Raw genomic sequence first — 16,994 nt, forward strand, 5'->3', positions numbered from 1 at the left:
CGCACCCGTGCCCCGTTGATGAATACGAGCCAAGCCTTTTCGCAGCGACGTTTTAGCGCTACCACGGGAGGCCCGCCAGGTTGCGCGTCGCATGCAGCAGTTGTTCTGCGCGGCGAATTCAACTCATTTGTACGCGCAAGGGAACTGAGATGGGAACCTAGATTATTTGTAGACAAGATGTGAAATTTGCACACGTCCGAGCGCTGGCGCGTTGCTTTCTGAATGTTCTTGGTAGCTGAACAGGCAGTTGAGACCAGATTTGTGTTAGCGCAGACCGGCGAGCATCGCGGCGATGGCCTCGCGCGTCCCTGGGCCGGTCGATTCGAGCAACCGCTGCCGCGCCGCGGCGGCATCGGTGGCGCTCAGGTCCTGCAACAGTTCGAAGCGCTCGGCCACCCAGGTCGCCATCGGCAGGCCATCGCGGTACAGCACCCGCGCACCAGGCACGCGCGGCACCCGGGCGCCCGGCAATACGCTGCCGAGCAGGTTCGCCGGATCGGCCGCGGCCACGCATAGCCAGGCGCCGTCGTGCGGCTGGCGGCGGATCTGACGCAACAGGGCGATCGCCTCGGGCAGCGCGAACTGCTCGCCGGACAGCCCGCTGATGAAGCGCCCGCCGCGGATCTCGCCGCGCGCCTCCAGGCGTTGATAGACGCGCAGCAACTCGCGCCACGGCGGCAGCCACGCCGCCTCGCGCTCGAGCAGGCGCCAGCAGATGACGCCGTAGCGGCGCAGCAGGGTCCGCGCCAGGTGTTCGAGCGCCTCGCCGCGCGCCACGGCGTCGCCGGCATCCGCGGCGCCGCGCAGCAACGCCCAGCGTCCCGCATCCTGGATGCCGTACAGCGGCACCCGGCGCCGGCGCCGCGACAGCGCCGAGGGACGCTTGGAGGCCGGTACCAGCAACGCGCGCAGGCCTGCGTAGCTGTCGCAGTGGATGCGGCCTGCCGCAACCAGTTCGGCCAGCGCTTCTTCCAATTCGGTGGACAGCAGCCGCGTCGCATCGGCGATCTCGTCGAAGAACGAAGCGCCATGCGTCCCCAGGTAATCGGCGACCTTCTGCGCGCGCGAACCCAGCGCGCCCGACTCGGCCGCCGGCGCCAGTCGCGCCCACTGCGCGGCGCTGCGCCGCGGCAGCAGCAGGATCGGCGTGCTGCGCAGCGAGCCCGTGCCGCCAGCACCGCCCGCGCTGGCCGCTGTCGGGCGCAGGCGCGTCCACAGCGTGCGGCCGGCGCTGCACAGTTCGTCCAGCCAGGCCGGCGCGTAGTCGCGCACCCGCGCCGGCAACAGGTCGGCCTCCCACAGCGCCGCCGGCGCCTCGAAGCCCTCCAGTTGCGCCAGCACGCTGGCCAGCGCTTCCGCGCCGGCGACCCGGCCTTCGCCATCCAGGTGCTGCCAGCGGAACAGGAAGCGCGCGTAGTCGCGCGGCGCCACCGGTTCGATCTCGCGGCGCAGCCGGCCCAGCGTGTAGCGATGGATGCGCGCCAGCAGGTGGCGCTCGCACCATTCGTCGGCGCTGGCCTCGGCGGTGAAGCGGCCGGGCAGGAGGTAGCCGTCCTGCTGCAACGCCAGCAGCGCCGCCTGCACCTCGCGCAGCGGCATCTGCAGCGGCGCCGCCAGCGCCGCCGCGGTCACCGGCCCCAGCGCCGACAGGCGCGCGCGCAGCAGCTCGCGCAGCGCGTGGTCGCGCTGCCAGTCGTCGATCGCGTAGCCCTGCGGCACGGCGATGCGCGGCTGCGCGGCGGCCTGCGGATACAGCGGCGCGATCAGCGCCAGCGCTTCGGCCGCGACCCACAGCCCGATGCCGTCACCGTCGCCGCCCAGCTGCAAGCGGGTGGCCCGCGCATCGGCAGCCAGCTCGGCCAGCCAGTTCGACCACGCCGGCTGTGCGGCGGCCTCGCCGTCGCTCAGCACGCCGAGCGCGACCAGCGCCTCGTGCATCTCGTCGCGGCTGCGCGGCTGCGGCCAGGCTTCCTCGCGCACCGCGGCGATCGCCTCCGGATCGAGCCGGCCGAGGTCGTCGGCGCTGTCCGGATCCTGATAGCGGCGGCTGTGCACGGCCTGGGTGCGACGCTCTTCCAGCGGCGCATCGTCGAGGAACGCGTACGGCCGCGCGTCCAGCGCCTCGGCCGCCAGCGGCGAGGGCGCCGCCAGATCGCGCGCCAGCACGCGCACGCTGCCGTCCTCGATGCCGCGCAGCAGCTGCAGCCAGCCGTCGCTGTCCATCGCCTCGTGCAGGCAATCGTGCAACGTCTGCGCAACCAGCGGGTGCTCGGGGATCTCGCGCTCGCCGACCAGGTTCTCGGCGCAGGCGACCTGGTCCGGGAACACGGTGGCCAGCAGGTCTTCCGACTTCATCCGCTGCAGCTGCGGGGCGACCTTGCGCCCGCCGGTGAAGCGCGGCAGGGCCAGCGCGTTGGTGGCGTTCCAGCGCCAGCGCACGCCGAACAGCGGCGCGTCCAGCAAGGCCTGCACCAGCACGTCCAGCGCCGAGGACGCATGCAGGTAACGCGCGACCTCGTCCAACGCGAAGCTGTGCCGGGTCGACAGCGACAGCACGATCGCGTCCTCGGTGGCCGCGGCCTGCAGTTCGAAATTGAAGGTGCGGCAGAAGCGCTTGCGCAGGGCCAGGCCCCAGGCGCGATTGATGCGGCTGCCGTACACGCTGTGGATCACCAGTTGGGTGCCGCCACTGTCGTCGAAGAAGCGCTCCAGCACGATGCAGCGCTGCGTGGGCAGCGCGCCCAACGCGGTACGTGCGCGGCCCAGGTAGTCCACCAGTTGCTGCGCAGCGGCGGCGTCCAGCGCCTGTTCCTCCTGCAGCCAGGCCAGCGCCTGCGCCGCACCGCCCTGCTCCAGGCAGCGCTCCAGCTCCGCGCGCAGCCGCGACACGCCGGCCGAGAGTTCATCGCTGCGCCCAGGCGCCTCGCCGAGCCAGAACGGGATGTTCGGCGGCGCACCACGCGCGTCCTCCACCCGCACCCTGCCCGGCTCCACGCGCAGGATGCGATAGCTGGCATTGCCGAGCTGGAATACGTCGCCGCTGAGGCTCTCCACCGCGAAGTCTTCGTTGACCGTGCCGATGGTCTCCGCCTGCGGCTCCAGCAACACGCTGTAGTCGCCGGTCTCGGGAATGGTGCCGCCGGAGGTCAGCGCCGCCATGCGCGCGCCGCGGCGCTCGCGCACGCGGCGATGCACCGCGTCGCGATGCAGATAGCCGGCGCGCGGCCCCAGCCGCGTGCTGAAGCCGTCGCACAGCATCCGCAGCACCGTGTCGAAGCGCTCGCGCGGCAACGTCGCGTACGGCCAGGCGCCGCGCACCAGCGCGTACAGCGCGTCCTCGTCCCATTCCTGGCAGGCGACCTCGGCGACCAGTTGCTGCGCCAGCACGTCCAGCGGCGCATCGAGCATGCGCAGCGCATCCAGTTCACCGCGGCGCACGCAGTCGAGCAGTGCCGCGCATTCGACCAGGTCGTCGCGCGACTGCGGGAACAGCCGCGCCTTCGGCGTGCCGCCGACGGCGTGGCCGGAACGCCCGGCGCGCTGCAGGAAACTGGCGATCGAGCGCGGCGAGCCGAGCTGACACACCAGGTCCACGTCGCCGATGTCCAGACCCAGTTCCAGCGAGGCGGTGGCGACCAGCACCTGCAGCTGGCCGGCCTTGAGCCGCTGCTCGGCGAGCAGCCGCGCCTCGCGCGCGAGGCTGCCGTGGTGCGCCGCCACCGCGTCGTTGCCGAGCAGCTCGGCCAGGTGCCGCGCGGTGCGTTCGGCCATGCGCCGGGTGTTGACGAACACCAGCGTGGTGCGATGCGCGCGCACCAACTCGGCCAGTCGCGCGTATACCTGCTGCCATTGATCGTTGGACATGGTCACGCTGAGCGGCGTCGGCGGCAGCTCCAGCGCCAGATCGCGGGCACGCGCATAGCCGATGTCGACGATCGCGCAATCCGGTTGCCCGGCATGCACCGCCGCGCTGCCGACCAGGAAGCGCGCGACCGCATCGATCGGCTTCTGCGTCGCCGACAGGCCGATGCGCAGCGGCGGCGTCGCGCACAGCTGCTGCAGGCGCTGCAACGACAGCGCCAGATGGCTGCCGCGCTTGTTCGCGGCCAGCGCGTGGATCTCGTCGACGATCACCGTGCGCACATGGCGCAGCGCGTCGCGCCCGGATGCCGAACCGAGCAGTACGTACAGCGACTCGGGCGTGGTCACCAGCACGTGCGGCGGGCGCCGCCGCGCCTGCGCGCGTTCGCGCTGCGGCGTGTCGCCGGTGCGCACCGCGGTACGGATCTCCACATCGGGCAGGCCCAGCGCGGCCAGCTCGGCGCGGATGCCGGCCAGCGGCGCCTCGAGATTGAGCTGGATATCGTTTGAAAGCGCTTTCAGCGGCGACACATACAGCACCTGGGTGCGGTCGGCGAGCCCGCCATCGCGCAGGCCTTCACGCAGCAGCGCATCGAGCGCGGCGAGAAACGCGGTGAGGGTCTTGCCGGAGCCGGTGGGCGCCGCCACCAAGGTGTGCCGCCCGTCCTGGATCGCCGGCCATGCAGCCAGCTGCGCAGGCGTCGGCGCGGCAAAACAGCGCTCGAACCAGCGGGCGACGGCAGGATGGAAGCGTGCTTGCACGAACGACATGCGGTCTCCGGCGACGCAGCGTCGCGATCGAATGCATTGCGGGCGAAACGAGGGGGTGTCCCGATTGTCCTCGGTACGACAATCGAGTCAATCGCGTCGGGAAAACATGGTGACGTTACCAACGCAGATCAAGCGCAGCTGCGCGGGACAGCTGTTTTCAAGGGATTTTCGGTTAATGATTCAGTGAAAGCCAAGCTGTCTACCACGTACCCCGACATGCGTTGTTATGTTGTCGATGCCGTCACGCCAGCGCATCCAGAGTTTGCGCAACGAACGTGAAATCGCTTCGGGGAGCCTTGCATGCAGCATGGCAGCATGATCGAACAACCGCGCCGGTACCGGCGCCGCCACGCCGCCGCGGCGCGTGACTGCGCGTACGCCGTGGTATTGCGCAACGCGCGCATGCTCGGCGATGGCCGTGTGCGACAGCGCAGCGCAAGGTGCGTGCGCGGCACCGGCGCACAACGGGGCAACGTCCGCACCGACGTCGATTGCAGCTTCACCGCTTCCACTCGCTCGCCCTCGGCGGCGTGGCGATTCAACGTCGACTCCACCGCTTCACTTCCCTAGCCAGACCTTTTCACTTCCCTAGCCAAGGAGCATCACCAATGGCACACAGCAGCTCGAATGTTTCCACCGCCCACTGGGTGCAGCGCGTCAACGACAGCAGCGATGCGCTGGAGCTCACGCCCAGCGTGTTCGAACGCGACGACCCGGTGTCCATCGCCCGTTCGCTCAAGCACTCCGCCGACCAGAGCGCGCGGCGCCGCACCGGTCCCTACCGCTCGGCGATGTCGATGCTGACCTTCTACATCAACCGCGCCGGCAAGCAGCTGCCGGCCCAGCGCCGCGAGGTGCTGGAACAGGCCAAGGACGAACTGCGCAGCCTGTACGGCAAGCCGCGCCGGGGCACCGCGGGCTGAGCGCCGCGACGCGGCATTCGGGGGCGCAGCGTGATGCGCACGGCAGTTCCGTGCTTCGCTAGCGCCCCCCGGCGCGTTGCGTTTGCCCTGCGCCGAAGCATGGGCGCATGATCGCGACATGATCAAGGAACCCGACGTTTCGGACTGGGTCCAGCGCCCTGCCGATACCGCTGCCGACCCTGGCTCCGTCGCCTCGGCGATGAGCGAGGATGCACTGCTGCTGTCGCGGATCATCCTCGCCCAGGGCGAGATCGCCGCTGCCGGCAGCGATCCGCTGCAGGTGGTCGACGTGGTGACCCGCCGCGCGCAGGAGCTAACCCGCTCCAACGGCGCGGTGGTGGAGATGTGCGACGGCAACGACATGCTGTACTGGTCGGCCAGCGGTACCGCCGAACGGCACCTGGGCCTGCGCCTGCCCAGCAACGGCAGCCTGTCCGGACTGTGCATGCGCAGCGGCAAGGTGCTGCAGTGCGACGATTCCGAGCAGGACCCGCGGGTCAATCTCGAGGCGTGCCGCAAGGTCGGCCTGCGTTCGATGCTGGTGGTGCCGCTCAGCTATGGCGATCGCGGCATCGGCGTGCTCAAGGTGATGTCGCCCTACCCCTGCAGCTACACCCCGCAGGACGTGCGTACGTTGGAAATGCTGGCGACCCTGGTCGGCGCGACGCTGGCATTGGCGATGGACCGCGCCGCGCTGCAGACCGATATCGCGCGCCGCCAGAACGCGGAAAAGCATGCGTTCCGCGAGAAGGCGGCGATCGCCACGCGCATCCGCGAGGTGGTCGCCAACGAACGCCTGCAGATCGTGACCCAGCCGGTGCTGGCGCTTTCCACGCAGCGCATCGTCGGCGTGGAAGCCTTGTCGCGGTTCCCGTCCCATCCCGGCCTGGCGCCGCTGCGCTGGTTCGACGACGCGAGCAAGGTCGGGCTGGCGCTGGAGCTGGAGCTGACCGCGGTGCGCAAGGCGCTGCCGTTGCTGGCGCAATTGCCCGCGCCGCTGTACCTGGCGCTCAACGTCTCCGCGCAGACCCTGCTGCACCCGCAGCTGGAGGCGCTGCTGCACGGCCACGACCTGTCGCGGGTGGTGCTGGAGATCACCGAGCAGTTGCAGGCGCCGGACTATCCGCGCCTGTCCGAGCATATCGGCGCGCTGCAGCGGCAAGGCCTGCGCGTCGCGCTGGACGACGCCGGCACCGGCTTCGCCAGCCTGCGCCACCTGCTGCACCTGTCGCCTGACATCATCAAGCTGGACCTGACCCTGACCCGCGGCATCGACGCCGAACCGCGGCGCCAGCGGCTGGCGCTGGCGATCCTGTCCTTCGCCGCCGAGACCGACGCCAGCGTCATCGTCGAGGGCATCGAGACCGAGAGCGAACTGGCCACGCTGCAGGCGCTGGGCGCGCGCTACGGGCAAGGCTACCAACTGGCGCATCCGGGGCCGCTGTCGGCGCACCTGGCGCGCTATCCGGCAATCGGCGACGCGGCGGACTGAGTTCTTGCGATAGATTTCTGTAGGAGCGGCTTCAGCCGCGACCGGGCCTTCTTCGGAACGCTCCTGTCGCGGCTGAAGCCGCTCCTACACGGGCATCGCGGTGTTCGCGGCATTGCGACCGCTCGCGGCGCGCTTCCTACGCAAACGCCGCCCATGAAAAAAGCGGGCCGAAGCCCGCTTTTTCCTTGGTGCAGCGCGGGATGCGGACGGCTTACTCGGCCGACACGCCCTCGCCTTCTTCCACGGCCTTCATCGACAGGCGGATGCGGCCCTGCTTGTCGACTTCCAGCACCTTGACCTTGACCAGATCGCCTTCCTTCAACACGTCGCTGACCTTCTCGACGCGGTCGCTGGAGATCTGCGACACGTGCACCAGGCCGTCCTTGCCCGGCAGGATGGTGACGAACGCGCCGAAGTCCATGATCTTGGCGACCTTGCCTTCGTAGATGCGGCCCGGCTCCACGTCCGAGGTGATCTGCTCGATGCGCGCCTTGGCGGCCTGCGCAGCGATCGCGTTGACCGAGGCGATGACGATGGTGCCGTCGTCTTGGATGTCGATCTGGGTGCCGGTTTCCTTGGTGATCGCCTGGATGGTCGAGCCGCCCTTGCCGATCACTTCGCGGATCTTGTCCGGGTGGATCTTGATCGTCAGCAGGCGCGGCGCGTAGTCGCTCAGCTCCGAACGCGGGGTGGTCAGCGCGCTGGCCATCTCGCCGAGGATGTGCAGGCGGCCGGCCTTGGCCTGCGCCAGGGCCTGCTTCATGATCTCTTCGGTGATGCCTTCGATCTTGATATCCATCTGCAGCGCGGACACGCCTTCGGCGGTACCGGCGACCTTGAAGTCCATGTCGCCCAGGTGATCTTCGTCACCCAGGATGTCCGACAGCACCACGAAGTCCTCGCCTTCCTTGACCAGGCCCATCGCGATGCCCGCGACCGGCGCCTTCACCGGCACGCCGGCGTCCATCAGCGCCAGCGAGCTGCCGCAGACCGAAGCCATCGACGAGGAACCGTTGGACTCGGTGATTTCCGAGACCACGCGGATCGTGTACGGGAACTCTTCCATGCTCGGCATCACCGCCAGCACGCCGCGCTTGGCGAGGCGGCCGTGGCCGATCTCGCGACGCTTCGGCGCGCCGAAGCGGCCGCACTCGCCCACCGAGTAGGGGGGGAAGTTGTAATGGAACAGGAAGTTTTCCTTGTACTCGCCGCTGACCGCGTCGATCACCTGGCCGTCGCGGGCGGTGCCCAGCGTGGTGACCACGATCGCCTGGGTCTCGCCGCGGGTGAACAGCGCCGAACCATGGGTACGCGGCAGCACGCCGGCCTTGACGCTGATCGGACGCACCGTGTCCAGCGCACGGCCGTCGATGCGCACCTTGGTGCTCAGCACCGAGCCGCGCATGGTCTGGTATTCCAGCTCGCCGAATTCCTTGGCCAGGTCGGCGGCGACCCAGCCTTCGACGGTGGCGCGCGGCGCCAGCTGCGCCAGCACGTCCTTCTTGATCGCCGAGATCGCGTCGCGGCGCTGCAGCTTGTCGCGCACCTGGAACGCCGAGGCCAGCTGATCGCCGACCGCTTCCTTCAGCGCCGCGATCATGCCTTCGTTCTTCGCCGGAGCGACCCAGTCCGACGGCTTGGTGCCGGCTTCGACGGTCAGCTCGTTGATGATGTTGATGACCTTCTGCATTTCGCGGTGGCCGAAGGTGACCGCGCCCAGCATCACTTCTTCGGACAGCAGCGCCGCTTCGGACTCGACCATCAGCACCGCATTGGCGGTACCGGCCACGACCAGCTCCAGCTGCGAATCCTTCAGCTCGGTGACGGTCGGGTTGAGGATGTATTCGCCGTTCTTGTAGCCGACCTTGGCGGCGCCGATCGGGCCCTTGAACGGGGTGCCGGCCAGCGACAGCGCGGCCGAGGCGCCGATCAGCGCGGCGATGTCGCCGTCGATGTCCGGGTTCATCGACATCACCGTGGCGATGATCTGCACTTCGTTCTTGTAGTCCTCCGGGAACAGCGGACGGATCGGACGGTCGATCAGACGCGAAATCAGCGTCTCCTTCTCGGTCGCACGACCCTCGCGCTTGAAGAAGCCGCCGGGGATGCGGCCGCCGGCGTAGAACTTCTCCTGATAGTCGACCGTCAGCGGGAAGAAGTCCTGACCTTCGCGCGCGCTCTTGGCGGCGACGGCGGTGACCAGCAGTACGGTGTCGTCCATCTTGACGATGACGGCGCCGCCGGCCTGGCGGGCGATCTCGCCGGTTTCGAGGGTGACGGTGTGCTTGCCGTACTGGAAGGTTTTGGTGATTTTTGCCACGGGGTTTCCTTGGATGATGCTGTCTTCGAATGGACCGCTGACGGCCCATGCCGCTGGCGGGTGGCCGGGAGGATCCGGCCGGCGGCGCGGAGCATTCCCCGGGCCACGGTACTACCCAAAACAAAACCGCGGCGCATCACTGCGCCGCGGTCGGGTTCGTTGACTCAGCGACGCAGGCCGAGCTTCTCGATCAGCGCCTTGTAGCGCTCGCCATCCTTCTTCTTCAGATAGTCGAGCAGGCTGCGGCGGCGGTTGACCATCTGCAGCAGGCCGCGGCGGCTGTGATGGTCCTTCTTGTGGGTCTTGAAGTGGCCGGTCAGCAGCTCGATGCGCGCGGTCAGCAGGGCGACCTGCACTTCCGGGGAGCCGGTATCGGCGGCGCCGCGCTTGTTTTCTTCGATGACTTTCTGGGTGTCGATGGACATGGTGTGTTTTCTCTGAGATGCGGGGCCGGCAGGAACGTGCTGATGACGCACCGCCTGGCTCGCCGATTGCGAAGGATTGCGCCGGAGCGCAGGGTTGCCGTAAAGGCCGCCGAATTGTACCGGCCCCAGCCGGTACGGACAAGGTGTTAACGCCGCGTCATGGCCAGGCCGGCCGTATGGCGGCCGCCGCGGCCGCCCGGCAGGCGCCGGATCAGAGGTTGAACATGCGCTGCGGCGCCAGCAGCCCGCCGGCATCGATCTGGCCCAATCCCAGCGGCACGCCGTCGTCGCCGAACACCGCGACCGCACCGGGCGCCCAGGCGGCATCGCGCAGCCGCTGCCCCATGCGAAAACGCTGCGCCGCAGCATGATCCAGGCGCACCGGCGGAAAATCGACCAGGCCGGCGGCCAGCGGCAGCAGCAGCGCCTCCAGGGCCTCCGGCTCTTGCGCGGCCAATTGCTGCAGCCGCTCAAGGGTCACCATCTGCGGCTGCCGGAACGGCTCCACCCACAAGCGGCGCAAGCCCGCGATATGCGCGCCGCAGCCCAGCGCCTCGCCCAGGTCGCGGGCCAGGCTGCGGATATAGGTGCCGGAACCGCAGGCCACGTGCAGGCGCAGGCGCTCGTTGTCGTGGGCGAGCACGTCGATCGCATGCACCTCGACCTCGCGCTCCGGCGCCTCGATGGCTTCGCCGCGGCGCGCCTTGGCGTACAGCGGCTCGCCGCCCTGCTTCAGCGCCGAATAGATCGGCGCGCGTTGGCGGATGCGGCCGCGCAGCGGCGCCAGCGCCGCCTGCAGGGTCGCCGCGTCGATCGGTGGCACCGGCCGGGTGCGCAGCACCGCGCCATCGGCATCGTCGCTGTCGGTGCTCACGCCGAGCACGATCTCGGCGTCGTAGGCCTTGGCCGATCCCAGCAGCAGCCCGGCCAGCTTGGTCGCCTCGCCGAAGCACAGCGGCAGCAGGCCGGTGGCCAGCGGGTCCAGGCTGCCGGTATGGCCGCCCTTCTCGGCACGGAACAGCCGCCGCGCCGCTTGCAGCGCCGCGTTGGAACTCATGCCGGCCGGCTTGTCGAGCAGCACGATGCCGTCGAGGCGGCGGAAGGAGATGCGGGGCAGTCGGGGGCCGAAGACGGGCATGGAGGAATCGGGACCGGGGACTCGAGACTCGGGACCCGGGAACGCCGAATCGGGAGTCGAACGGTGAGGCCTGCGCGGCTGCAGGCCGGACTTGGGAAACAGCCGCCTAGCGGCGGCGGATCGCGGCTGCGGCTACCGCAGGCGGAGATGCTGGAGCGGCATGGCGATCGATGCAGACAAGTGCTGCCTGCCGCTCGCCAACGCCGGTTGCGCACCGCAGCGATGCTTGCGCATCGTGCGCGCGCTCACTCCTTGGACGGAGCCGGCTCGTCGTCGCCGTCGTGGCCTTCGGCTTGCTGCAATTCGGGGATGTCGCGCAGCAGGTTGTCGATGCGCTCGCCGCGATCGACCGAATCGTCGTAGTGGAAATGCAGTTCGGGCACGTGGCGCAGCTTCATCGCCCGCGCCAGTTCGCTGCGCAGTTGCGGCGCCAGCTCCTTCAGGCCCTTGACCGCCTCGACGGAGCGCTCGGGCATCAACGCGGTGACGAACACCTTGGCATGGGCCATATCGCGGGTGACTTCGACGTCGGACACGCTGACCGACGGCAGGCCGTGATCGCGCACGGCCGAATGCACGATCGTGCCCAGGTCGCGGCGGATCTGCGCGGAAACGCGATCGGTACGGTGAAAGGATTTGGTGGGCATAGCGAAAATCTCTCTGTTCGGAATAAAGAAACCGGGAAAGGCCTGGGACGAGCGACGCACCTGCTGCGCCCCGCTCCTCCCATTCCCCAATCCCGATTCCCGAATCCCGGCTCTTAAAGCGTGCGCTGCACTTCGATGCGCTCGAAGCACTCGATCTGGTCACCCGGCTTGACGTCGTTGTAGGCCTTCACGCCAATACCGCACTCGGTGCCGTTGCGCACCTCGTCGACGTTCTCCTTGAAGCGGCGCAGCGATTCCAGCTCGCCCTCGAACACCACGGTGTTGTCGCGCAGCACGCGGATCGGCTTGTTGCGCTTGACCACGCCCTCCACCACCATGCAGCCGGCGACCGCGCCGAACTTGGAGCTGCGGAACACGTCGCGCACCTGGGCGGTACCGATGATCTCTTCGCGGATTTCCACGCCGAGCAGACCGGACGCCACCTGCTTCACCTGGTCGATCACGTCGTAGATGATCGAGAAGTAGCGCAGGTCGATCCCGTTGGTCTCGATGATGCGCCGCGCCGACGCGTCGGCACGCACGTTGAAGCCGATCACCGTGGCCTTGGACGCCAGCGCCGAGTTCGCATCGGACTCGGTGATGCCGCCGACGCCGGAATGGATCACGTTGATGCGGATCTGCTCGTTGGACAGCGCCACCAGCGACTGCTTCAGCGCCTCCACCGAACCCTGCACGTCGGCCTTGATCACCAGGTTCAGCGACAGCTGGCCTTCGCCCTTGCCGAGCTGCGACATGATGTCTTCCATGCGGCTGCCCGCCGAGGACACCAGGCGCGATTCGCGGCGCTTGGCTTCGCGCTGCTGCGCCACGTCCTTGGCCAGGCGCTCGTCGTCGACCACGACGAAGTCGTCGCCGGCATCGGGCACGCCGGACAGGCCCAGCACCTGCACCGGGATGGACGGGCCGGCGGAGTCCGGCTGCTTGCCGGTCTCGTCGAACAGCGCACGCACGCGGCCGTACTGCACGCCGCACACCAGGTAGTCGCCGCGCTTCAGGCTGCCCTGCTGCACCAGCACCGTCGCCACCGGGCCACGGCCCTTGTCCAGCGAGGATTCGATCACCACGCCGCTTGCGCGGCCCTCGAACACCGCCTTCAGTTCCAGCACTTCGGCCTGCAGCGAGATCGCGTCGAGCAGCGTGTCGATGCCCGCGCCGGTCTTGGCCGAGACTTCGACGAACTGGGTGTCGCCACCGAATTCTTCGGCAACCACGTCCTGCGACAGCAGTTCGTTCTTGACCCGCAGCGGATCGGCGCCGGACTTGTCGATCTTGTTGACCGCCACGATCAGCGGCACGCCGGCCGCCTTGGCGTGCTTGACCGCCTCGATCGTCTGCGGCATCACGCCGTCGTCGGCCGCCACCACCAGCACCACGATGTCGGTCAGCTTGGCGCCGCGCGCGCGCATCGAGGTGAAGGCCGCATGGCCGGGGGTATCCAGGAAGCTGATGACGCCGCGATCGGTTTCGACGTGATACGCGCCGATGTGCTGGGTGATGCCGCCGGCTTCGCCCGAGGCGACCTTGGTGCGGCGGATGTAGTCCAGCAGCGAGGTCTTGCCGTGATCGACGTGGCCCATGATGGTGACCACCGGCGGACGCGGGCGCTTCTCGCCCTGCTCGTCCTCGGTGTGCGCCAGCAGCGCGTCCTCGGCATCGGCACTGCCCGCGCGCACCGGCTTGTGGCCGAGCTCTTCGGTGATCAGCGCCGCGGTGTCGTGGTCGATGGACTGGGTGATGGTGGCCATCACGCCCATCTTGAACAGCGCCTTGACCACGTCGCCGCCCTTCAGCGCGAGCTTCTGCGCCAGGTCGGCCACGGTGATCGTGTCGCCGATCGCCACTTCGCGCACCACCGGTGCGGTCGGACGCTCGAACCCATGCGCGCCGCCACCGCTGCGCGAGGGCTCGGGCTGGCGACGGCCGCCGCTGTTGCCGCCGCGCGGCTTGCCGCGCACGTTGGAACGGCGCGCGCGATCGGCGGCGGACAGGTGCAGCTGGCCGGCGAAGCGGCTGGTGCTGTCGTCGTCCTCGACGCCGGCGACCATCACGTGCGAGCCGCGGGTCTTGTGCTTGTTGCCGGCGTTGCGGTCGTCGCTGCGCGGCGCGGCCGGCTTCGGCGGATGGTGCGGTGCGCCGGCCGGGCGCGGCGCGCGCGGCGCGGCGGCGGCGGCGCTGCCGGCACCGGCATTCGGACTGGCGGTAGACGCAGGCGCGGTTGCGGCCGGCGGCGCCGACTCGGCTTCCACCTCGGCCTGTGCGGCCTTGCGCTCGGCTTCCACGCGGTCGCGCGCATCCTGCTCGGCCTTGCGCTTGCGCTCGATTTCCTCGGCGCGCGCGCGGTCCTGTTCGGCGAGCTTCTGCTGCTCGGCCAGATTGCGCTGCTTGGACTCCTCCAGCTTGCGCAGGATCTCGGCGCGCTCGTCATCCACCCGTCCGCCCGACGACGTGCCCGCGCGCTCGGCGGCGAGGTCTTCGGCGGTCTTGACGTAGGTACGCTTCTGCCGGACCTCGACATTGACCGTGGTCTTGCTGCGACCGGCGCTGACCGTCACTTCCTGCAGCTTGCGCCGGTTCAGGGTGATCTTCTTCGGCGCGGCCTGGGCTTCTTCCTCGACCGGCTTGTCGGTCTTGCCGTGGGTACGGCGCAGGAAGCCGAGCAGCTTCATCTTTTCGGTACTGGTCACGACCTGGTCGGGACCGCTGAACTTCATCCCGGCCTCGGCCAGTTGAACCAGCAGTTTATCGACCGGCGTATTCACCAGTTCGGCCAGCTTGCGGATGGTGGTTTGCTGCGACATTCGGATCCTATGATCTGGTTGGCGCCCCCTCGCGTGCGAAGGTAGCGCGGATTCTAAGCCCTGATCGGTTCAGGGCGGCATTCATCGCTGACTCATTCGCCGCGTTCCAATCGGGCGATCTCCTCGGCACGGGCTGCCAGGATGAGCGCAGCGGCGCGCTCCTGGTCCATGTCCTCGATGCCGAATTCGAGGATTTCGTCCGCAGCCAGATCCGACAGGTCCTCGCTGGTGCGCACGCCATGGCTGGCCAGCGCGTAGGCGGTGGCCTCGTCCATGCCTTCCAGGGACAGCAGATCCGCCGCCGGCACGCCGCTGTCGTCGCTTTCCTCGGCGGCCAGCGCCTCGTTGAGCAGCGCATCGCGCGCACGGGCCCGCAGCTCCTCGACGATGTCCTCGTCGAAGCCTTCCACCGCCAGCAACTCGCCGACCGGCACGTAGGCGATTTCCTCGACCGAGTTGAAGCCCTCGGCGACCAGGATCGCGGCGATTTCCTCGTCCACTTCCAGCTTGTCCATGAACAGCTGGCGGGCGACGGTCTGCTCGGCCTCGGACTTGGCCGCGACCTGCTCGGCGGTCATCACGTTGAGCTGCCAGCCGGTCAGGCGGCTGGCCAGACGCACGTTCTGGCCGCCCTTGCCGATCGCCTGCGCCAGCCGGTCTTCGGCCACCGCCAGGTCCATCGAGTGCTTTTCCTCATCGACGATGATCGACTGCACTTCCGCCGGCGCCATCGCGTTGATGACGAAATTGGCCGGGTTGTCGTTCCACAACACGATATCCACGCGCTCGCCGTTGAGCTCGTTGGACACCGCCTGCACGCGCGAACCGCGCATGCCGATGCAGGCGCCGATCGGGTCGGTGCGGGTGTCGTGCGCCAGCACCGCGATCTTGGCGCGGTCGCCCGGATCGCGCGCGCAGGCCTTGATCTCGACCAGGCCCTGGCCCACTTCCGGCACTTCCAGCTTGAACAGCTCGATCATGAATTCCGGCGCGGCGCGGCTGATGAACAGCTGCGGGCCGCGCGGCTCCGAACGCACTTCGGCCAGGTAACCGCGGACGCGGTCGCCGGCGCGCAGCACGTCGCGCGGGATGCCCTTGTCCTTGGGAATGAAGGCCTCGGCGTTGCCGCCCAGATCGACATAGATGTTGCCGCGCTCGGCGCGCTTGACCACGCCGGTGACCAGCTCGCCGATGCGGTCCTTCCACGCGTCCACCACCTGCTGGCGCTCGGCTTCGCGCACGCGCTGCACGATCACCTGCTTGGCGGCCTGCGCGGCGATGCGCCCGAAATCCGGGTTCTCGATCTGCTCTTCGATGTAGTCGCCGACGTCCACGCCTTCGGCTTCGTCGACCGCATCCATCAGGCGGATCTGGCGGTCCGGCGATTCCATCACCACGTCGTCGGCCACCACTTCCCAGCGGCGGTAGGTTTCGTAATTGCCGTCCTTGTGATCGATGGTGACGCGCGTCAGCACGTCCTGATCGGGGTAGCGCTTCTTCGCCGCCGAGGCCAGGGCGGCCTCGATCGCGTCGAAGATCACTTCGCGCGGCACGCCCTTTTCGTTGGCCACCGCGTCGACTACCAGCAACAGTTCCTTGCTCATTCTTTCGCTCCGCGCGCAGCCTTGTCGGCTGCCGGTTCGTTGGATGGTTTCTTATTGGGTGTTGCGGTCTTGCCGGCCGGCTTGGGAGCCTTGCCCGGCTGCTTGGGGGTCTTGCCCGGCTTGGTCGGCGCCAGGCCCAGCGCCGCCCAGTCGGGCAGGATCCGCGCCTTGTCGATATTGTCGAAGTCCACCGCCAGTTCGGCGCCGTCGACCTCGAACACGATGCGGCCGGCGTCCACGTCCACCTGGGCGATACGCCCCTGCAGGCGCCGACGGCCCTGCTGCGGCAGCTTCAACACCACCTTGGCCGACTCGCCCTGGTGGCGCGCGAACTGCGCGGCGGTGAACAGCGGACGGTCCACGCCGGGCGAGGACACTTCCAGCGTGTAGTTGCCGCTGATCGGATCTTCCACGTCCAGCTGCGCCGACACTTCGCGGCTGACCCGCTCGCAATCGTCGATGTTGACGATGCGCTCGGGCTGCTCGGCCAGCGGCACGTCGATATACAGGCGCAGCGTGGCGCCGCCCGGAGCCGGCAGATACTCCGTCCCCAGCAGTTCCAGGCCCAACGCGTCCACGGTCGGGCCCAGCAGATTCGCGATTTCGTTTGCCTTGTCGCTCACAGCCTGCCTTGCATTTGAAATGAATGAATTCGGTCCCGGCGGTTTTCCCGGACCCCGGAAACGACAAAGGGCCCGTTGGGCCCCTTGTCCGGTACGACTCCGGTAAAGCTGGATTCCGGTTGCAAAGACGGGAACATGCGTCTTCGCGAAGCCCAAATTTCCCTACTGCAGGCAACCGCTGAACTGGTTGCCGCTGTAGACAAATATGGTAGCGGGGGCAGGATTTGAACCTGCGACCTTCGGGTTATGAGCCCGACGAGCTGCCAGACTGCTCCACCCCGCAGCAGAAGCGGAATTATGAAGAACCAGCGCGATTATTGCAAGCCCTGATTTTCATCCGACCCGGTGGCGATGCCGCCGGTCTTCGAGCG

General features: G+C 68.6%; 11 protein-coding genes and 1 tRNA gene. 3 read left to right on the forward strand and 9 right to left on the reverse strand.

Annotated elements, in window-relative coordinates:
• Positions 1-264: 264 nt before the first annotated feature.
• Positions 265-4,632 carry a DEAD/DEAH box helicase gene (locus AB3X08_RS13950; RefSeq protein WP_369933272.1) on the reverse strand — a complete coding sequence of 1,456 codons (4,368 nt, stop codon included), beginning with the start codon at positions 4,630-4,632 and terminating at the stop codon, positions 265-267.
• Between the two features lie 315 nt (positions 4,633-4,947).
• Here AB3X08_RS13950 and AB3X08_RS13955 point away from each other — a divergent pair, with 315 nt between their 5' ends.
• The 3 genes from AB3X08_RS13955 (at position 4,948) to AB3X08_RS13965 (ending at position 7,047) form a co-directional block, all read left to right on the forward strand.
• Entirely contained in the window at positions 4,948-5,202 is a 255-nt protein-coding gene (locus tag AB3X08_RS13955; RefSeq protein ID WP_369933274.1) for a hypothetical protein, read from the forward strand.
• 38 nt (positions 5,203-5,240) lie between these two features.
• Positions 5,241-5,555, forward strand: coding sequence for a DUF3175 domain-containing protein (locus AB3X08_RS13960; RefSeq protein ID WP_369933276.1), 315 nt, complete (start codon positions 5,241-5,243; stop codon positions 5,553-5,555).
• A gap of 118 nt (positions 5,556-5,673) precedes the next feature.
• The gene (locus AB3X08_RS13965; RefSeq protein WP_369933278.1) at positions 5,674-7,047 is read left to right on the forward strand and encodes an EAL domain-containing protein; all 1,374 of its coding nucleotides are present in this window, start codon (positions 5,674-5,676) and stop codon (positions 7,045-7,047) included.
• A gap of 211 nt (positions 7,048-7,258) precedes the next feature.
• On the opposite strand, the gene pnp is transcribed toward AB3X08_RS13965, so the two are convergent.
• The 8 genes from pnp to AB3X08_RS14005 all read right to left on the reverse strand — a co-directional run bounded on the left by pnp (position 7,259) and on the right by AB3X08_RS14005 (position 16,906).
• Entirely contained in the window at positions 7,259-9,367 is a 2,109-nt protein-coding gene (gene pnp, locus AB3X08_RS13970; protein WP_369933280.1) for a polyribonucleotide nucleotidyltransferase, read from the reverse strand.
• A gap of 164 nt (positions 9,368-9,531) precedes the next feature.
• Positions 9,532-9,792, reverse strand: coding sequence for a 30S ribosomal protein S15 (gene rpsO, locus AB3X08_RS13975; protein ID WP_003467392.1), 261 nt, complete (start codon positions 9,790-9,792; stop codon positions 9,532-9,534).
• 211 nt (positions 9,793-10,003) lie between these two features.
• Positions 10,004-10,930 carry a tRNA pseudouridine(55) synthase TruB gene (truB, locus tag AB3X08_RS13980; protein ID WP_369933282.1) on the reverse strand — a complete coding sequence of 309 codons (927 nt, stop codon included), beginning with the start codon at positions 10,928-10,930 and terminating at the stop codon, positions 10,004-10,006.
• A gap of 245 nt (positions 10,931-11,175) precedes the next feature.
• Positions 11,176-11,577: a 30S ribosome-binding factor RbfA gene (rbfA, locus tag AB3X08_RS13985; protein WP_369933283.1), complete on the reverse strand. Its 402-nt coding sequence runs from the start codon at positions 11,575-11,577 to the stop codon at positions 11,176-11,178.
• 113 nt (positions 11,578-11,690) lie between these two features.
• Positions 11,691-14,396 carry a translation initiation factor IF-2 gene (gene infB / locus AB3X08_RS13990; RefSeq protein WP_369933285.1) on the reverse strand — a complete coding sequence of 902 codons (2,706 nt, stop codon included), beginning with the start codon at positions 14,394-14,396 and terminating at the stop codon, positions 11,691-11,693.
• A 92-nt stretch (positions 14,397-14,488) separates the two neighbouring features.
• Positions 14,489-16,000: a transcription termination factor NusA gene (gene nusA, locus AB3X08_RS13995; protein ID WP_184411156.1), complete on the reverse strand. Its 1,512-nt coding sequence runs from the start codon at positions 15,998-16,000 to the stop codon at positions 14,489-14,491.
• Complete coding sequence (rimP, locus tag AB3X08_RS14000; protein WP_369933287.1) at positions 15,997-16,623, reverse strand: ribosome maturation factor RimP; 627 nt, start codon at positions 16,621-16,623, stop codon at positions 15,997-15,999. The genes nusA and rimP overlap by 4 nt, the downstream gene beginning before the upstream one ends.
• 206 nt (positions 16,624-16,829) lie before the next feature.
• A tRNA-Met gene (locus tag AB3X08_RS14005) sits at positions 16,830-16,906 on the reverse strand.
• Positions 16,907-16,994 lie beyond the last annotated feature (88 nt).

Source organism: Xanthomonas sp. DAR 34887, from assembly GCF_041245805.1.
GTDB lineage: Bacteria > Pseudomonadota > Gammaproteobacteria > Xanthomonadales > Xanthomonadaceae > Xanthomonas_A > Xanthomonas_A tesorieronis.

What these genes read in the sequence shown, in the direction of transcription:
- AB3X08_RS13950 (WP_369933272.1), bottom strand. Translation starts at nt 4,632, where the DNA reads ATGTCGTTCGTGCAAGCACGCTTCCATCCTGCCGTCGCCCGCTGGTTC.
- AB3X08_RS13955 (WP_369933274.1), top strand. Translation starts at nt 4,948, where the DNA reads ATGATCGAACAACCGCGCCGGTACCGGCGCCGCCACGCCGCCGCGGCG.
- AB3X08_RS13960 (WP_369933276.1), top strand. Translation starts at nt 5,241, where the DNA reads ATGGCACACAGCAGCTCGAATGTTTCCACCGCCCACTGGGTGCAGCGC.
- AB3X08_RS13965 (WP_369933278.1), top strand. Translation starts at nt 5,674, where the DNA reads ATGATCAAGGAACCCGACGTTTCGGACTGGGTCCAGCGCCCTGCCGAT.
- rpsO (WP_003467392.1), bottom strand. Translation starts at nt 9,792, where the DNA reads ATGTCCATCGACACCCAGAAAGTCATCGAAGAAAACAAGCGCGGCGCC.
- truB (WP_369933282.1), bottom strand. Translation starts at nt 10,930, where the DNA reads ATGCCCGTCTTCGGCCCCCGACTGCCCCGCATCTCCTTCCGCCGCCTC.
- rbfA (WP_369933283.1), bottom strand. Translation starts at nt 11,577, where the DNA reads ATGCCCACCAAATCCTTTCACCGTACCGATCGCGTTTCCGCGCAGATC.
- infB (WP_369933285.1), bottom strand. Translation starts at nt 14,396, where the DNA reads ATGTCGCAGCAAACCACCATCCGCAAGCTGGCCGAACTGGTGAATACG.
- nusA (WP_184411156.1), bottom strand. Translation starts at nt 16,000, where the DNA reads ATGAGCAAGGAACTGTTGCTGGTAGTCGACGCGGTGGCCAACGAAAAG.